This is a genomic window from Phreatobacter aquiterrae (assembly GCF_053471285.1).
In genome coordinates this window covers 77259-92454 of the sequence record NZ_JBJPHW010000014.1, presented here as the reverse complement: position 1 = coordinate 92454, position 15196 = coordinate 77259, and the positions used below count along the sequence as shown (strand labels likewise).

The window sequence follows — 15196 nt, the reverse complement described above, 5'->3', positions numbered from 1 at the left end:
GTCGCAGTCCGGGGGGACTTGTCCCCCGAAAAAACAGAACCCGGCCCGGCAAAAGCCGAGGCCGGGTTGATCCCGCGCGCCCGGCCTTTTAGCGAATTGTTTAGCGTGGTTCGCAAGCCGGCCGGCCAAATCTCCACGTCGTGGCGAGCGTGGTAGGGCGGCGGGGAGAACGCGTCAAGTGTTTTGTTCGTTTTGACGAACGATTCGTTCGTCGGAGTTTGGCCGCATGCTGGGTGATACGGATCAGGGGATTCTGCCGTCGCAGGCCATCGACGATCTGGTGGCGCGCGGCGCCATCCGCATCGCCCGCGCGCTCGAGGCCGACCAGGTGCAGCCGGCCTCGCTCGACCTCAGGCTCGGGACGCGCGCCTACCGCATCCGCGCGAGCTTCCTGCCGGGTCCCGCGACGACCGTGGCGGACCGCCTGCAGTCCCTCGCGCTGCACGAGTTCGACCTGACGCGGGGGGCAGTGCTGGAAACCGGCTGTGTCTATCTCGTCGAGCTCCTGGAAGGGCTGGCGCTGCGCGACGGGATCGCGGCCACCGCCAACCCGAAAAGCTCGACCGGCCGCCTCGACGTCTTCACCCGGGTCATCCTCGACCGGGCCCAGGCCTTCGACACGATCCCCGCCGACTACGAGGGGCCGCTCTATCTGGAGATCTCACCGCAGACCTTCCCGATCCTCGTGCGCACCGGCTCGCGCCTGTCGCAGATGCGCTTCCGCCGCGGCAAGGCCGAGCTCGGCCTCGACGACCTCAACGCGCTGCAGGAGAGCGAGCGCCTCGTCGATACCGGCGCGCCTGTGGTGGGGCCGGTCGGCATCGCGGTGTCGATCGACCTCCGAGGCGAGGCCTGGGGCGGGCTCCTCGGCTACCGCGCCAAGCGCCATTCCAGCGTCATCGACGTCGACAAGAAGGCGGCGCACGACGTGCTCGACTTCTGGGAGCCGATCCAGGAGCGCGGCAAGGGCGAGATGATCCTCGACCCCGACGAGTTCTACATCCTCGCCTCCAAGGAGGCCGTCGTGGTGCCGCCGGACTATGCGGCGGAGATGCTGCCATTTGATCCGCTGGTGGGCGAGTTCCGCGCCCACTATGCCGGCTTCTTCGACCCCGGCTTCGGCCATTCCTCGGCCGGCGGGCGCGGCGCCCGGGCCGTGCTGGAGGTTCGCTCGCGCGAGGTGCCCTTCATACTCGAGCACGGGCAGATCGTGGCGCGGCTCGTATATGAACGCATGACCGAGCGGCCGCGCAGCCTCTACGGGCAGGTCGGGTCGAACTACCAGGCCCAGGGGCTGAAGCTGTCGAAGCACTTCCGCTAGCGCCCCCCCTCACACCCCCGACAATTGCTGCTCCACCAGACGGGCGAAGCAGCTGGCGCCGATCGGCAGCAGATCGTCGTTGAAGTCGTAGTGGCCGTTGTGGACCGGCACGGCCTTGTGCGTCTCGGTCACCTGTCCCAGCAGCATGAAGGCGCCGGGGGCCTTCTCCAGGTAGTAGGCGAAGTCTTCGCCGGCGGTGAGCGAGGGCAGGTCCGTCTTGATGAGGTCGTCGCCGACAACGTCGCGCGCCGCAGCCTCGAAGGCGGAGGCCTCCTCCGCCGTGTTGATGGTCGGCGGGTAGGAGCGTTTGTAGTCGAGGATGAGTTCCACCCCGTGGGCGGCGCAGAGCCCGTTCACCGTCTGGTGGAACAGTTCGTCCATTGCCGTGCGGGTGGCGGGCTTCAGCGTGCGGATGGTCCCTGACATGGTCACCGTCTCGGGGATGACGATCTGCGAGGTTCCCGCGTGGAACATGCCGATGGAGAGGACGACGGTGTCGTGCGGGTCCATGCGCCGGCTGACGAGGCTCTGCAGCGCGCCGTAGATCTGCACGGCGCAGGGCAGCGGGTCGAGGCCGCGATGCGGCTGCGCCGCGTGGCTGGAGCGGCCCTTCACCGTGATGGTGAAGTAGTCGACGGCGGCCAGCACCGTGCCGGGGCGGATGGCCGCGGTGCCGAGCGGCAGGTCCCAGGCATTGTGAATGCCGTAGACCTGATCGCAGGGGAACTTCTCGAACAGGCCGTCGCGCAGCATCTCGGCGGCGCCGGTGAGGCCCTCTTCCGCCGGCTGGAAAATGAGATGCACCGTGCCCGAGAAGTTGCGCGTCTCGGCGAGATAGCGGGCAGCGCCCAGCAGCATGGTGGTGTGGCCGTCATGGCCGCAGGCGTGCATGCGGTTCTCGTAGGTGCTCTTGTAGGGCAGATGATCGTTGAGCTCGGGCATGGGCAGCGCGTCCATGTCGGCGCGCAGGCCGATCTTGCGGTTGCCGGGCCGGCCGTGGATGACGCCCATGATGCCGGTCTTGCCGAAGCCGCGATGCACCTCGATGCCCCAGGATTCCAGCTTCTCGGCAACGATGCCGGAGGTACGCACCTCCTCGAAGCCGATCTCGGGATGGGCGTGGAAGTCGCGGCGCCATTCCGTCATCTCGGGGTGAAAGGCGGCGATACGGTCGATGACGGCCATGGCATTCCTCGCGAGGGGCGACGGGAGATGGCGCAAAGGCTATCGGCCCGGCCCGGGAACGCCAATGGGCGCGGTGCAGCGCAGCCCTGCGGCTCTTACGCCCGCCGGAAGGTGAGGTAGCAGGGCGTGCGGCCTTCCCGCAGGGCCTTGGCCTCGTAGCGGGTCGACTGCCAGTTGGGCCAGGGTGTCGTCCAGTCTGCGGCGGTCCGGGCTGCGAAGGTGAAATCGGTCGAACGCAACAGGCGCTCCAGCGTCCAGGCGGCGTAGTGGTCGATGTCGGTGGCGAAGCGGAACTCTCCCCCAGGCTTCAGGATGCGGGCGAACTGGCGGATCGTTTCGTCCGACACGAAGCGGCGCTTGTGGTGCCGCGTCTTCGGCCAGGGATCGGGGTAGAGCAGGTAGACGATGTCGAGCGAGGCATCCGGGAACCAGGGCAGGAGGACGCCCGCGTCCTCGGTATGCAGGCGGACATTGTCGATGGTGCCGCGCTCGATCTCGGCCAGCACCTTGGCCATGCCGTTGACGAAGGGCTCGACGCCAACGAAACCGAGATGGGGATGGGCGGTTGCCTCGCGCACCAGGTGCTCGCCGCCGCCGAAGCCGATTTCCAGCACATAACCGTCGAGCGGCCGGAGAAAGAGCCCGGCGAGATCGCAGGGCCGGGAGGGATCGACCCGAAGGCGCGGCAGCAGCGTCTCGAACAGGTCGGCCTGGTGCGGGCGCAGGGCCTTGCCCTTGCGCCGCCCGAAGAAGGAGCCCTGCCCCGCGAGGCGCTTGTCGTCGGTCATGGCAGAGATCGGTGTTCGCATGGCACTTGGAAAATTGACCTGCATCGGCCAGATGCGTCCGTCGAGGCTCGCTTCATCGACGCGGGCCCGATGCCTGGCAAGTCCCCGAGACGAGAAAAGGGGGCCGAGGCCCCCTTCCCTTTCAACACGGTGGACCGTCGCCTCAGGCGACGGCTTCCTTCAGCTTGGCGACGAGGTCGGTCTTCTCCCAGGAGAAGCTGCCGTCGCGGCCGGCCTTGCGACCGAAATGGCCGTAGGCGGAGGTGCGGGCATAGATGGCCTTGTTGAGGCCGAGGTGCTCGCGGATGCCGCGCGGCGAGAGGTCCATGACCTCGGCCAGGGCCTTCTCCACCTTGGCCTCGTCGACGCCGGCCTTGGCCGTGCCGTGCAGGTCGACATAGATCGACAGCGGCTTGGCGACGCCGATGGCGTAGGACAGCTGGATGGTGCAGCGCTCGGCGAGCTTGGCGGCGACCACGTTCTTGGCGAGGTAGCGCGCGGCGTAGGCGGCCGAGCGGTCAACCTTGGTCGGGTCCTTGCCGGAGAAGGCGCCGCCGCCGTGCGGGGCCGCGCCGCCGTAGGTGTCGACGATGATCTTGCGGCCGGTGAGGCCAGCGTCGCCGTCCGGACCGCCGATGACGAACTTGCCGGTGGGGTTGATCCACCACTTGCAGTCCTTGGCGATCTCGATGCCGTTCAGGGTCTCGCGGATCACCGGCTCGACGATCTTCTGGACGTCCTTGGAGGTCAGCTTCTCGTCGAGATGCTGGGTCGACAGCACGATCTGGGTGACCGCGGCCGGCTTGCCGTTCTCGTAGCGGATGGTGACCTGGCTCTTGGCGTCGGGCCCGAGCTTCTCGCAGCCGCGCTCGCCGGCCTTGCGGTACCGGGTGAGGTTCTCGAGGATCTTGTGGGCGTAGTAGATCGGCGCCGGCATCAGTTCCGGCGTCTCGCGGCAGGCATAGCCGAACATGATGCCCTGGTCGCCCGCGCCGACGTCCTTGTTGCCGGCCTCGTCGACACCCTGGGCGATGTCCGCCGACTGGGAGTGCAGCAGGACGTCGATCTTGGCCGTCTTCCAGTGGAAACCGGCCTGCTCGTAGCCGATCGCCTTGATCGCCTTGCGCGCCGCCGACTTGAACTTGGACGGGTTCACCAGCGGGTTGCCATGGGCATCCTTCACGACCTTGCCGTCCTTGCCCTTCTTCAGCAGCGAATCCGGCACGCGGACCTCGCCGGCGATGACGACGCGGTTGGTGGTCGCCAGCGTCTCGGCCGCAATGCGGACGGAGGAGGCGGGAACGCCTGCCTTGGCCGCTTCCTTGAAGACCAGATCGACGATCTCGTCGGAGATGCGGTCGCAGACCTTGTCCGGATGGCCTTCGGACACGGATTCCGACGTGAAGAGGTAGGAACTGCGGGACACGAAACGTCCTCCAGAAGCAAAGGCCCACGGGGATCGCGGGGCGAGGCGCCGTCGTTATCGGTGGCACCATGAACCGGATTTGAACATCCGCACGCCGGAAAGCGGCGCGGCTGCCGGGGGACGCACAAGGGGCGCGACACCCAAACCGGCGAGGGTTCTGGCAACAGCTTGTTCGGCGGTCAAGTCCGAATATGGCAAAAAGGCCGATTCGTTCGCGAAAAAGAACGACTGACGCCGAATTGCCGACGGAGGATCATCGTCGTCCGGTCAGACCGGCTCGTCCTCGTCACCCGCGATGGCGGTAACGAGATCGACGATCTTGCGGCGCACCTTGGGGTTCTTGATCCGGATAAAGGCCCGGTTGAGCGAGAGGCCCTCGCTGGTCGACAGGAAATCGGCGACGTAGGAGGCAGCGCCGACATCGGAGAAGCCGCCTTCCGGGGCCGGCTCACCGGAGGGAGCGCCCTCGAAGAAGAAGGAGACGGGAACCGAGAGGATGGCGGCGATCTGCTGCAATCGGCTCGCGCCGATGCGATTCGTGCCCTTCTCGTATTTCTGCACCTGCTGGAACGTCAGGGCCAAGCGTTCGCCCAGCTTTTCCTGACTCATTCCCAACATCATCCGGCGCATTCGGACGCGGCTGCCAACGTGCTTGTCGATCGGGTTCGGGGACTTTTTTACAACCATCAAAGACTCTCCGTGCCTCCGCACGCGTTCACCAGACCCACGGACATCCCTCCCAAAGAGTGGCAGTTCCCGCTTCCCCGCGCGAGCCTCAATATTGCACCATGCGATCCGCACTATAGCCCATCAAGTGCGCCGGGGAACACCAATTGATCAGCTTATGGCCAATTGTCCAGATCGTTACAAGTAAATTGACGGCTGCCACCTTGTCACAAGGGATGTCTGCTCGCGCGCCGTCCGGAGCGGAGAAGAAGCAGCAGGAGGCCGGCACAGGCGACGCCGAGCGGAAAGTGACCGGCGCGCGCGAATACGGTTCGCGGCAGGGCCTTCGGCAGGTCCGCGTCGAGCACGTCGCGCGCTCCCAGCGGCAGTGACCGCAGGACGCGGCCGGTCGGATCGACGACGGCAGAGATGCCGTTGTTGGCGGCGCGGACGACGGGAAGCCCCTCTTCGACCGCCCGGACCGCGGTCTGGTGCATGTGCTGGTAGGGGCCCGGAGTGACGCCGAACCAGGCGTCGTTGGTGACGTTCAGGAGCCATTGCGGGCGCTGGTCCGCCGCGGTTACCGCGCCGGGAAAGATCACCTCGTAGCAGATCAGGATACCGACGGGCGGAGCGCCGGGAACCAAAAGGGTCCGTCGCCGGTCGCCGGCCGAGAAGCCGCCCCGCTGGCGGGTGATCGCTTCCAGCCCCAGGGCTTCGAGGCGGTCGTGAAACGGCAGATACTCGCCGAAGGGGACGAGGTGAACCTTGTCGTAGGTCTCGCCGATGACGCCCTCGTGGTCGATGACGTAGGCGGAATTGAAGACGCGGGGGTCGCGCCTGCCGGGAAGGGGCTCGTCGGGCCGGGCCGCTCCGGTGATCAGGGTGACCCCCGGCGGGATCAGGTCGGCGATCTTCGACAGCGCCTCCCGGTCCCAGATGAGGAAGAAGGGAAAGGCCGATTCCGGCCAGATCACGTGGGTGACGTCGCGAATGCCGGATCGCTCCGGCGAGGTCGGCTTGTCGGAGAGTTCGGCGTAGCGGGCAAGGATCGCGTCGCGCGCCTCGGGCCGGAAGCGCTGGTCCTGCGGAATATCCGGCTGGACGATGCGGAGCTTCACACCGGGAACGAAGGCGATCTCGGTGGTCGAGACGCGCCAGCCGCCGAACAGGGCGAGGCACATGAGCGAGAGGACCGCGCCCGCCGGCACCGCCCAGCGGGCGGTCGGGGCCGCATCCTCGTCGCCGAGGACCGTCGGGCTGGCGAAGACCAGAACGGTCACCAGCGTCAGCCCATAGACGCCGACGATGGCGGCGCCCTGGGCCAGCCAGAGATATTGCGTCAGCGCATAGCCGTAGAGGTTCCAGGGGAAGCCCGTGAGCAGGGTCCCGCGCAGGAACTCGGCCACCATGAGGCCGAGCGCCAGCGCCACGATGCGGCGGGCGCCAGGTCGCCAGAGAAGGCGCGCCAGCATCGCCCCGAGGGCTGTGAACAGGGCAAGCCCGGCGGGCAGCAGCGTCACGGCGGCCGGCAGCAGCCAGGCGAACCTGTCGGCTTCCACCAGGAAGGCCGAGCCGATCCACCAGAGGCCGGCGAGGTGATAGCCGAAGCCGAACCACCAGCCGGTCCGGCCGGCGGCGAGGATCGTGCGCCAGCCGCCGCCGGCGGCCGCGGCGCCGTCGAGAAGCCAGACGAGAAGCGGGAAGCTGATCGCCAGAACGGGAAAGGCGCCGAAGGGCGGCATGGCGAGGGCGCCGAGGGCCCCGGCGCCGAAGGCGATGCCCGTCCGCTTCCACCCCCAGGCGAGAATCACCGCGCGCGCGACGTCGCGGATCGTCACGGCGCCGCGCCCTTCTGGATGCCTGGCGAATCGTCGGGGAACCGGCTCATGGATTGCGTGTCGGTCAGCCGGCCTTCCGGGTCAAGCGGCGGGCCGTTCAGCCCGCCTTGTCGACCTGGCCGACCGGCGCTGGCGTCCCGCTCTGCACCGCCGGCGCCGGCAAGCCCTGCGCCGAGGCGGCCGCCACGGCCATGGGGGCGGGGGCGCCCGGCGGAGTCGATGCCACGGCGGCGGCGGCCGACTGCTCTTCCTCGTCCTTGCGTCGCCCGCGCGCTGCCGGCCGGCTGATGAGGCCGCGGCCACGGGTGATCTTGACGCGTTTTACCCGCCGCGGATCGGCGTCGATGATCTCGAACTCGAGTTCGCCGGGACCTGCGACCAGTTCGCCGCGGACGGGCACATGGCCGGCCAGGACGGTCAGGTAGCCGCCGAGCGTGTCGACCTCCTCGCTGATCTCCTCGCCCGGCTCGAACTCGGGGCCGAGCATGTCGCGAACCTCGTCGAGCGTGGCGCGCGCGTCGGCGATATAGGCGCCATCGGCCATCTGCGAGATGGTGCGGGCAGTGTCGACGTCGTGCTCGTCCTCGATGTCGCCGACGATGCTCTCGACGATGTCCTCCATGGCGATGAGGCCGTCTGTGCCGCCATATTCGTCCACAACAAGCGCGAGCTGGATGCGGGTCGCCTGCATGCGCGCCAGCAGGTCGATGGCCGGCATGGAGGGCGGGACGAACAGGATCGGCCGGATCAGGCGCGTCGCCGACAGGGCGACATTGAGATCGACGGCGCCGAGATCGAGTCCGTTCGCGACCTTCGGCGCCTCGGCCACCGCCGTCTCCGCGGCCACCTCGACGGGCTTGCCGCGGGTGCGGCGCTTGCGCGTCGCCTTCTTCGCCTCGGCGAACAGGTGTTTCACCAGATCCTTGATGTGGACCATGCCGACGGGGTCGTCGAGCGTGTCGTCATAGACGACGAGCCGGGTGTGGCCGGCATCCTCGAACGCCTGCATCAGGATGGCGAGGGAGGTATCCTTCTGCACGGCCATGATGTCGGCGCGCGGCTGGGCGAGGTCGTTCACCCGGCTTTCGCGCAGGTCGAGGATGTTGCGCAGCATCGACCGCTCTTCCGGCGTGAAGCCGGCTGCGGCGGGCGCATTTTCCTCCAGCACGTCCTCAAGGTTCTGCCGTGCGGAGGTGCCTGACCTCAGACGCAGGCGGGAGAAGAGCCGGTCGACCCAGCGGTCGTGCCTGTCGGCGCCGCGCTCGGGTTCGGGCTTGCCAGGTTCCGGAGGCTGTCCGCCCTGGGGGTTCGGCGTGGTAGCGGCCTCGGCCGCGGTGCTTCGGTATCGACTGTCGCTAGGGTCGGGCATGGGTTCCATCGGGCGTCTCTCGCCCGGCCGCGTGGGGATCGCGAATTCCGAGGCCCGCGAGGATCGAGGTTTCAAGGGCCTCCATCCTCAGGGCTTCCGCTTCGGTCTCGTGATCATAGCCTAAAAGATGCAGGAGGCCATGGATCGTCAAGTGGGTCAGGTGATCGACCGGGGTCAAATCCTCCTCCGCGGCCTCGCGGATGAGGGTCTCCCAGGCGATGATCACGTCGCCGAGCAAAGGCCCGTGCGCGGCCGGAAAGGACAGCACATTGGTCGGCTTGTCCTTCGCCCGGTAGTCCCGGTTGAGCGCCTGCACGGCGGCGTCGTCGGCCAGCGCCAACGACAGCTCGGCATCGGCCGGCACGGCAACATCGTCCCGCGCCGCGACAGCGTCCACCGCCCGATGGACGACCGATTCGGCCTCCGGAAGCCCGTCCCAGAGATCGGAGAGGATCGCGATCTCCGTGACGATCGCCGCCCCCTCGATACGGCCTGCGCTCATGCCTCGCGCATGCGGCGCGGCATGTGCGGCGCCGTGTGCTCGCCGGAGCGCGTCGCAGCCTCGTAGGCCTTGACGATGCGGCCGACGAGCTCGTGGCGCACCACGTCGTCCTCGGTGAAATAGCTCTGGGCGATGCCCTCGACAGGGTCGAGGAGATCCAGCGCCTCGGACAGGCCCGATTTCATCCCCGGCGGCAGGTCGACCTGGGTCGGGTCGCCGGTGATGATCATGCGCGAGTTCTCGCCAAGACGGGTCAGGAACATCTTCATCTGCATCGATGTCGTGTTCTGCGCCTCATCGAGGATGACCACCGCATTGGTCAGGGTGCGGCCGCGCATGAAGGCGAGCGGCGCGATCTCGATCATGCCGGACTGCATGCCGCGCTCGACCCGCGGGGCGTCCATCAGGTCGTAGAGCGCGTCGTAGATCGGACGCAGATAGGGATCGACCTTCTCCTTCATGTCGCCGGGCAGGAAGCCGAGCCGTTCGCCGGCCTCCACCGCCGGCCGGGTGAGGATGAGACGATCCACCATGCCCTTGTCGAGCAGGGCGACGGCCTGGGCGACGGCGAGCCAGGTCTTGCCGGTGCCGGCCGGGCCGATGCCGAAGACGAGTTCGTGGCGCTTCAGCGCGCGGATGTAGGCGTCCTGCGCCGGGGTGCGGGCGCGAACGGTGCGCTTGCGCGTGACGATCTCCTCGTGGCCGAGGCGCGGGGCGCCGTCCGCCTCGAACAGGGACCCTTGAGAGGTCGACATGCGGATGGCGCCGTCGACATCGCCGAGATTGACGTCGTGGCCGCTCTTGAGCCGTGCGTAGAGGTTTTCCAGCACAACCTTGCCCTGCTCGCAGGGATCGGCGGGGCCGATGAGATTGACCAGGTTGCCGCGCGCCGTGGCACGGATTCCGAGCCGCTTCTCCAGGAAGGCGAGATTCTGGTCGTACTGACCGAACAGGCGGCTGGCGAGGCGGTTGTCGTCGAAGGAGAGGGTGATCTCGGCCTCGGCCGTGTCGTCATGCGTCGCAAGCCAGGGAATGTTGCGTCCGCTATCCGGGCCGAAGCCGCCCCCGCTGGGATTTTTCAACCGCGCCGTCCTCTTGTCCTGGGTTGAGACCACTTACTCTGCTGCATGCACTGCCGGAATATGGGACGTCCCGACGAGATCGCCATCCAGGGAGTTTGTCTTGGCTCCCGTGATTCGGACAGGGACGATGCTGCCGATGAGAGACGACGGTCCGATGACCTGCACCGGTGACAGATAGGGCGAGCGGCCGACCACCTGGCCGGGCTTGCGGCCGGCCTTTTCGAAGAGGACATCGACCGTCCGGCCGACGAGGCTCTCCTGGAAGGCGTGCTGCTGGGCGGTCACCAGCGCCTGAAGTTCATGCAGCCGCGCCGTCTTCAGGCCCTCGTCGAGGTGCCCGTCCATCTCGGCGCCGGGCGTTCCGGGCCGCGAGGAATAGGAGAAGGTGTAGGCGGCCGCGAATCCGACCCGGCGGACGAGATCGAGCGTGTCGGCGAAATCGGCGTCGGTCTCGCCGGGGAAGCCGACGATGAAGTCGGAGGTCAGCGCGATGTCGGGGCGCGCCTGCCGGACGCGGTCGACGAGGCGGAAATAGTCGTCGCGCGTGTGCTTGCGGTTCATGCGCTTCAGCACGGCCGAGGAGCCGGACTGCACGGGCAGGTGCAGGTAGGGCATGAGTTCGGGCAGGTCGCGATGCGCCTCGACGAGGTCGTCGGACATCTCGCGGGGGTGGCTCGTGGTGTAGCGCAGGCGCGCGATGCCCGGCACGTCGGCGAGGCGGCGCAGGATCCGCGCCAGCGTCCATTCGGACCCGTCCGGCCCGATGCCGTGATAGGCGTTGACGTTCTGGCCGAGGAGGGTGACCTCGCGCACGCCGGCCGCGGTGAGCGTTTCCACTTCGGCGAGGACCTGCGCGACGGACCGCGAGACCTCGGCGCCGCGCGTATAGGGCACGACGCAGAAGGTGCAGAACTTGTCGCAGCCCTCCTGCACCGTGACGAAGGCGGTGAGGCCGCGCGAGCGGGTCCTCGCCTCGCTCGCCGCCGGCAGCGCGCCGAACTTGTCCTCGACCGGAAACTCGGTGTCGACGACCCCGGGCCGCACCGCGGCGCGGCCGACGAGATCGGGCAGGCGGTGATAGCTCTGCGGGCCGACGACGAGGTCGACGACTTTCGCACGCTTCACGATCTCCTCGCCCTCGGCCTGCGCGACGCAGCCCGCGACGCCCACCATGACCTTGCGGCCGGCCGCCCTCGCCTCTTCCTTGATGACGCGCATGCGGCCGAGCTCGGAATAGACCTTCTCGGCGGCGCGCTCACGGATGTGGCAGGTGTTGAGCAGGATGAGGTCGGCCTCCTCCGGTGTCGCCACCTCGCGATAGCCCTCGGCGCCCATGACGTCGGCCATGCGCTGGCTGTCATAGACGTTCATCTGGCAGCCGTAGGACTTGACGTAGACGGCTTTCGGCTGCGGCTTGTCGGCGGATTCGCTCATCAGTGGCTCCGGAGGACGGAGCTATAGCGGGTTCGGGCAGGGGCGTTAAGGGGGCAGCGTCCGGCGGCGTTGCCGGTTTCAGCGAACCAGATGCCCGCCATCGTCGTATCCAGCCGGTTGTGGCCATCGGCGGAGATGATCCCATGCGACTTCTAACGACGTTTCTGGCATCCGCCTGGATGCTGGCTGTCACCGCGGCCGGCGCCCATGCGATCGACGGCACCTGGTTGCGCGGCGACGGCAATGCGCGGGTGCGCATCGCGCCCTGCGGCGACAAGGTCTGCGCCGTCAACCTGTGGATCGGCGACACCAGCGGCGGCGAGGAGGTCGGCGACCGCCTCGTCATGACGCTGGCGCGCCAGGGCGAGGGCAAGTTCGAGGGCACCGCCTTCGACCCGAAGCGCGGGCGCAGCTATGCCATCTCCATCACCACCAGCGGCGACCGGCTGACGACGCGCGGCTGCATCCTCGGCCGCCTGCTGTGCCGGGATGTGAACTGGACAGCGGCGCGCTGACGCGCGCCGCCTCCGGAAGGCTCAGCGCGGCGGCGTGCAGCGACGCGGCGGCATGATCGGCTGGTTGCCGATCGGGCTGGTGAAGCCCGGACCGCCGAGGCGCAGGAAGTCGCCGGTGCAGCCGAAGCGGCGCATGATGTCGTACGTGACGAGGATACCGGCGACGCCGATAATGCCGACGGCGGTCCATTTCACGGTGGTGGCAGAGCCCGCGACGATGATCACCGGCTTCTTGGCATGGGCGGCGGGAGCGGTGCCGACGACGGCGGCAAGCGACAGGGCCGCGGCGACGGCGGCGCCCTTCAGGGTGATACGCATGGAACTTGACCCTCGATACGCGGAACAGGGGCGGGCAGCGGCAGGCCAGCCCGTCCATCGACGCGGAACGCCGACGTTCAAATCTTATCAACAGCTTAAGGCGCTGTCAGAGGTCGGGACAGAGATGTTTGACGTAACGTTAATGCGCCGAGTGGCGGGCCCATCGCGGGGTCGGCGCTACTTCCGTCGGCGCAGGCGGACAAATGCCCATAGGACGAATGGAAGACCGACCAGGAACACTGTCACGCCCAATCGCCAAGCAAATCGCCATTCCAACTCGGCTTTGTCCGCACCCGGAAGCGCGCTCATCCAAGCGGTCTGGATCGCCCACAAGAAGAAGACTGGCGCAAGCAGAAGGCAGATGGCTGCCAGAATGCACCCTGCCCTCTGCATCTCGCTCGCCCTTCCGCAAGCCGTTGGTCAGCCCCTCACCCCGCATCGAGCGGCGTCGCCCCCGCCGGCGAGCCATCCGCCGCCAGGGTGATCTTCTGCACCCGCGCCTCGGCGTCGCGCAGCAGCGCCTCGCAGCGCTTCTTCAGCGCCTCGCCGCGCTCGTAGATGGCGATGGAATCCTCGAGCGGCACGTTGCCGCCTTCCAGCTTCTGGACGATCTGCTCGAGTTCCCCCAGCGCCTTCTCGAAGGAGAGGGCCGCGACATCGGCATGGGGGGCGGCGCTCTTGTCGCTCATGGGGCACTCCGGACAGGCGAATCGTCGGGTCAGCCCCGCATCAATGCCATGACATGGGCGCTGACGGAACGGCCGAGGCCTTCGAGGTCATAGCCACCCTCCAGCAGGGAGACGACGCGGCCACCGCAGGTCTCGTCCGCGACCTCCATCATCCGCTTGGTCGCCCAGGCGAAATCCGCCTCGGTCAGGTTGATGTTGGCGAGCGGGTCGCGCTCATGCGCGTCGAAGCCGGCGGAGATGATGACGAGATCGGGCCGGAAGGCGCGCATACGCGGCAGGATCACCGTGTCCATCGCCTCGCGGAACTGGTCGCCGCCGTCGCCGGCGCGAAGCGGCGCGTTGACGATCTGGTTGTGGGCGCCGGTCTCGTTCAGCGCGCCGGTGCCGGGATAGAGCGGCATCTCGTGCGTCGACAGGTACATGACGGACGGATCGGACCAGAAGATGTCCTGCGTGCCGTTGCCGTGATGGACATCGAAATCCATGATCGCGACGCGCTCGGCGCCGTATTTCGCCTGGGCGTGGCGCGCCGCGATCGCGGCGTTGTTGAACAGGCAGAAGCCCATGGCGGTCGCCATCTCGGCATGGTGGCCGGGAGGCCGCGTGGCGACGAAGGCATTGGCCACCTTTGATGTCATCACCTCGTCGACGGCGAAGAGGCCGCCGCCGGCCGAGCGCAGTGCCGCCTCGTAGGAGCCGGGGGACAGGGTCGTGTCGCCGTCGACATGGACCAGGCCGACAAAGGGCGTGGCGTTGACCAGCTTCTCGACAAATTCCGGGGGATGAACCCGCAGGATGGCCTCGACCGGCGCCTCGGGCGCCTCGTCGCGGGCGAGGTCGGCGAAGCGCTCATGCTCGAGCACGTGGGTGATCATGCGCAGGCGGTCGGCGCGCTCGGGATGGCCGAAGGGCGTCTGGTGCTCGAGGCACTTGGCGTGGGAGATGACGAGTGTGGTCACGGCAGCCGGCCCTTCGATGCACTGTGACGGACCGTGCGGGACCGCCCGGAACTCATGGGGCCATGAATAAAGCATGGTGCGGGCTTCGCAACCGATGCCGCCCACGCAAACGTGATGGGGCTGTCGCCCTTCCCCGCCGGTGCCTCGCCGAACATGCGTTCCCCCGTCCCGCGCCCTGTGTCAGGCTGATGACGTTCTCAGACACTGCTCGGGGTTTTTCATGGTCCGTGCATTGATCCTTGTCGTGTTGTTGGCCATGGGCTGGCATTCGTCGGCACTGGCCCAGGGCCGCTCGGCGGCGAGCGAGGTCGACGTCCAGATCGTCCTGGCGGTCGACATCTCCTACTCGATGGACCCGGAAGAACAGCGTCTCCAGCGCGAGGGCTACATCAAGGCCATCACCTCGCCGGAAGTACTCGACGCCATCCGCAAGGGGCTGATCGGCAAGATCGCCGTCAGCTATCTGGAATGGGCCGGCCACCACGAGCGGCAGGTCGTCATCGACTGGCGCATCATCGACGGCCCCGAGAGCGCCCGCGCCTTCGCCGCGGAGCTGGAGGCCAAGCCCTACCGGCGCGCCTTCCGCACCTCGATCTCCGGCGCCATCCAGGCAAGCGTCGACCTCCTTGAAAAGTCCGGCCTGAGGTCGATGCGGCGCGTCATCGACGTGTCCGGCGACGGTTCGAACAACAACGGACCGCATGTCGAGATCGCCCGCGACGACGCCCTCGCCAAGGGCATCGTGATCAACGGCCTGCCCATCGTCATGCCGCGCCGGAACACGCGCTACGCCGATGTTCCCAACCTCGACGCCTACTATCAGGACTGCGTGGTGGGCGGCCCCGGCTCCTTCGTCATCGCGATCACCACGCCGGAGGAATTCGTCACGGCGACCCGGCGCAAGCTGGTGCTCGAGGTGGCGGGGATCCTGCCCGCCTGGCCGGCGCCGGACGGACCTCGCATCGTTCCCGCCCAGACGCAGAAGGTCGACTGTCTGGCCGGCGAGCGCATCTGGCGCGAGCGCTTCGAGCGCAACTGAGCCCGCACGCACCAGCCGTCGCCATCGCGTGCCCGCGCTCATCTGTCCCGCGACCCGTCCTC

At 67.9% G+C, this 15196-nt stretch carries 15 protein-coding genes and 1 riboswitch; of the genes, 3 read left to right on the top strand and 12 right to left on the bottom strand.

Features of this window, described 5'->3' with window-relative positions; all coding sequences use genetic code 11:
* Positions 1-68: 68 nt before the first annotated feature.
* Positions 69-147, bottom strand: a riboswitch (SAM riboswitch).
* A 79-nt stretch (positions 148-226) separates the two neighbouring features.
* A complete protein-coding gene (locus ACJ4V0_RS18945; RefSeq protein ID WP_448301167.1) occupies positions 227-1321 on the top strand; it encodes a 2'-deoxycytidine 5'-triphosphate deaminase in 1095 nt (364 codons plus the stop codon).
* Between the two features lie 9 nt (positions 1322-1330).
* Here ACJ4V0_RS18945 and ACJ4V0_RS18940 read toward each other — a convergent pair whose 3' ends face one another.
* The 9 genes from ACJ4V0_RS18940 to miaB all read right to left on the bottom strand — a co-directional run bounded on the left by ACJ4V0_RS18940 (position 1331) and on the right by miaB (position 11614).
* Positions 1331-2506, bottom strand: coding sequence for a M20 aminoacylase family protein (locus tag ACJ4V0_RS18940; RefSeq protein ID WP_448301166.1), 1176 nt, complete (start codon positions 2504-2506; stop codon positions 1331-1333).
* 95 nt (positions 2507-2601) lie between these two features.
* Positions 2602-3294, bottom strand: coding sequence for a tRNA (guanosine(46)-N7)-methyltransferase TrmB (trmB, locus tag ACJ4V0_RS18935; protein ID WP_448301165.1), 693 nt, complete (start codon positions 3292-3294; stop codon positions 2602-2604).
* A 163-nt stretch (positions 3295-3457) separates the two neighbouring features.
* Positions 3458-4720 carry a methionine adenosyltransferase gene (metK, locus tag ACJ4V0_RS18930; RefSeq protein ID WP_448301164.1) on the bottom strand — a complete coding sequence of 421 codons (1263 nt, stop codon included), beginning with the start codon at positions 4718-4720 and terminating at the stop codon, positions 3458-3460.
* Between the two features lie 267 nt (positions 4721-4987).
* Entirely contained in the window at positions 4988-5407 is a 420-nt protein-coding gene (locus ACJ4V0_RS18925) for a helix-turn-helix domain-containing protein (protein WP_448301163.1), read from the bottom strand.
* A gap of 206 nt (positions 5408-5613) precedes the next feature.
* Positions 5614-7227 (bottom strand): apolipoprotein N-acyltransferase, encoded by a 1614-nt coding sequence (lnt, locus tag ACJ4V0_RS18920; RefSeq protein WP_448301162.1) that lies wholly within the window; start codon positions 7225-7227, stop codon positions 5614-5616.
* 97 nt (positions 7228-7324) lie between these two features.
* Positions 7325-8596 (bottom strand): hemolysin family protein, encoded by a 1272-nt coding sequence (locus ACJ4V0_RS18915; RefSeq protein WP_448301161.1) that lies wholly within the window; start codon positions 8594-8596, stop codon positions 7325-7327.
* Positions 8583-9098, bottom strand: a complete 516-nt coding sequence (ybeY, locus tag ACJ4V0_RS18910; protein WP_448301160.1) for an rRNA maturation RNase YbeY — start codon at positions 9096-9098, stop codon at positions 8583-8585. The genes ACJ4V0_RS18915 and ybeY overlap by 14 nt, the downstream gene beginning before the upstream one ends.
* On the bottom strand, positions 9095-10132 hold the full coding sequence (locus tag ACJ4V0_RS18905) for a PhoH family protein (protein WP_448301186.1): 1038 nt from the start codon (positions 10130-10132) through the stop codon (positions 9095-9097). Before ACJ4V0_RS18905 ends, ybeY begins: the two co-directional genes overlap by 4 nt.
* Positions 10133-10213: 81 nt before the next feature.
* Positions 10214-11614, bottom strand: coding sequence for a tRNA (N6-isopentenyl adenosine(37)-C2)-methylthiotransferase MiaB (gene miaB, locus ACJ4V0_RS18900; protein ID WP_448301159.1), 1401 nt, complete (start codon positions 11612-11614; stop codon positions 10214-10216).
* 143 nt (positions 11615-11757) lie between these two features.
* Between miaB and ACJ4V0_RS18895 the strand changes: the two genes are divergently transcribed.
* The gene (locus tag ACJ4V0_RS18895) at positions 11758-12129 is read left to right on the top strand and encodes a DUF2147 domain-containing protein (protein ID WP_448301158.1); all 372 of its coding nucleotides are present in this window, start codon (positions 11758-11760) and stop codon (positions 12127-12129) included.
* Positions 12130-12150: 21 nt separating this feature from the next.
* On the opposite strand, the gene ACJ4V0_RS18890 is transcribed toward ACJ4V0_RS18895, so the two are convergent.
* The 3 genes from ACJ4V0_RS18890 to ACJ4V0_RS18880 form a co-directional block, all read right to left on the bottom strand.
* Positions 12151-12447: a hypothetical protein gene (locus ACJ4V0_RS18890; RefSeq protein WP_448301157.1), complete on the bottom strand. Its 297-nt coding sequence runs from the start codon at positions 12445-12447 to the stop codon at positions 12151-12153.
* A gap of 428 nt (positions 12448-12875) precedes the next feature.
* Positions 12876-13136 (bottom strand): exodeoxyribonuclease VII small subunit, encoded by a 261-nt coding sequence (locus ACJ4V0_RS18885; RefSeq protein ID WP_448301156.1) that lies wholly within the window; start codon positions 13134-13136, stop codon positions 12876-12878.
* Positions 13137-13165: 29 nt separating this feature from the next.
* Entirely contained in the window at positions 13166-14095 is a 930-nt protein-coding gene (locus ACJ4V0_RS18880; RefSeq protein WP_448301155.1) for a histone deacetylase family protein, read from the bottom strand.
* Between the two features lie 220 nt (positions 14096-14315).
* Between ACJ4V0_RS18880 and ACJ4V0_RS18875 the strand changes: the two genes are divergently transcribed.
* Complete coding sequence (locus ACJ4V0_RS18875; protein WP_448301154.1) at positions 14316-15134, top strand: DUF1194 domain-containing protein; 819 nt, start codon at positions 14316-14318, stop codon at positions 15132-15134.
* The last annotated feature ends 62 nt before the right edge of the window (positions 15135-15196 follow it).

Bases quoted from the DNA above. Each gene is read 5' to 3' on its own strand.
- ACJ4V0_RS18945 (WP_448301167.1), top strand. From the start codon at position 227: ATGCTGGGTGATACGGATCAGGGGATTCTGCCGTCGCAGGCCATCGAC.
- ACJ4V0_RS18940 (WP_448301166.1), bottom strand. From the start codon at position 2,506: ATGGCCGTCATCGACCGTATCGCCGCCTTTCACCCCGAGATGACGGAA.
- trmB (WP_448301165.1), bottom strand. From the start codon at position 3,294: ATGACCGACGACAAGCGCCTCGCGGGGCAGGGCTCCTTCTTCGGGCGG.
- ACJ4V0_RS18925 (WP_448301163.1), bottom strand. From the start codon at position 5,407: ATGGTTGTAAAAAAGTCCCCGAACCCGATCGACAAGCACGTTGGCAGC.
- ACJ4V0_RS18915 (WP_448301161.1), bottom strand. From the start codon at position 8,596: ATGCCCGACCCTAGCGACAGTCGATACCGAAGCACCGCGGCCGAGGCC.
- ybeY (WP_448301160.1), bottom strand. From the start codon at position 9,098: ATGAGCGCAGGCCGTATCGAGGGGGCGGCGATCGTCACGGAGATCGCG.
- miaB (WP_448301159.1), bottom strand. From the start codon at position 11,614: ATGAGCGAATCCGCCGACAAGCCGCAGCCGAAAGCCGTCTACGTCAAG.
- ACJ4V0_RS18895 (WP_448301158.1), top strand. From the start codon at position 11,758: ATGCGACTTCTAACGACGTTTCTGGCATCCGCCTGGATGCTGGCTGTC.
- ACJ4V0_RS18890 (WP_448301157.1), bottom strand. From the start codon at position 12,447: ATGCGTATCACCCTGAAGGGCGCCGCCGTCGCCGCGGCCCTGTCGCTT.
- ACJ4V0_RS18885 (WP_448301156.1), bottom strand. From the start codon at position 13,136: ATGAGCGACAAGAGCGCCGCCCCCCATGCCGATGTCGCGGCCCTCTCC.
- ACJ4V0_RS18875 (WP_448301154.1), top strand. From the start codon at position 14,316: ATGGTCCGTGCATTGATCCTTGTCGTGTTGTTGGCCATGGGCTGGCAT.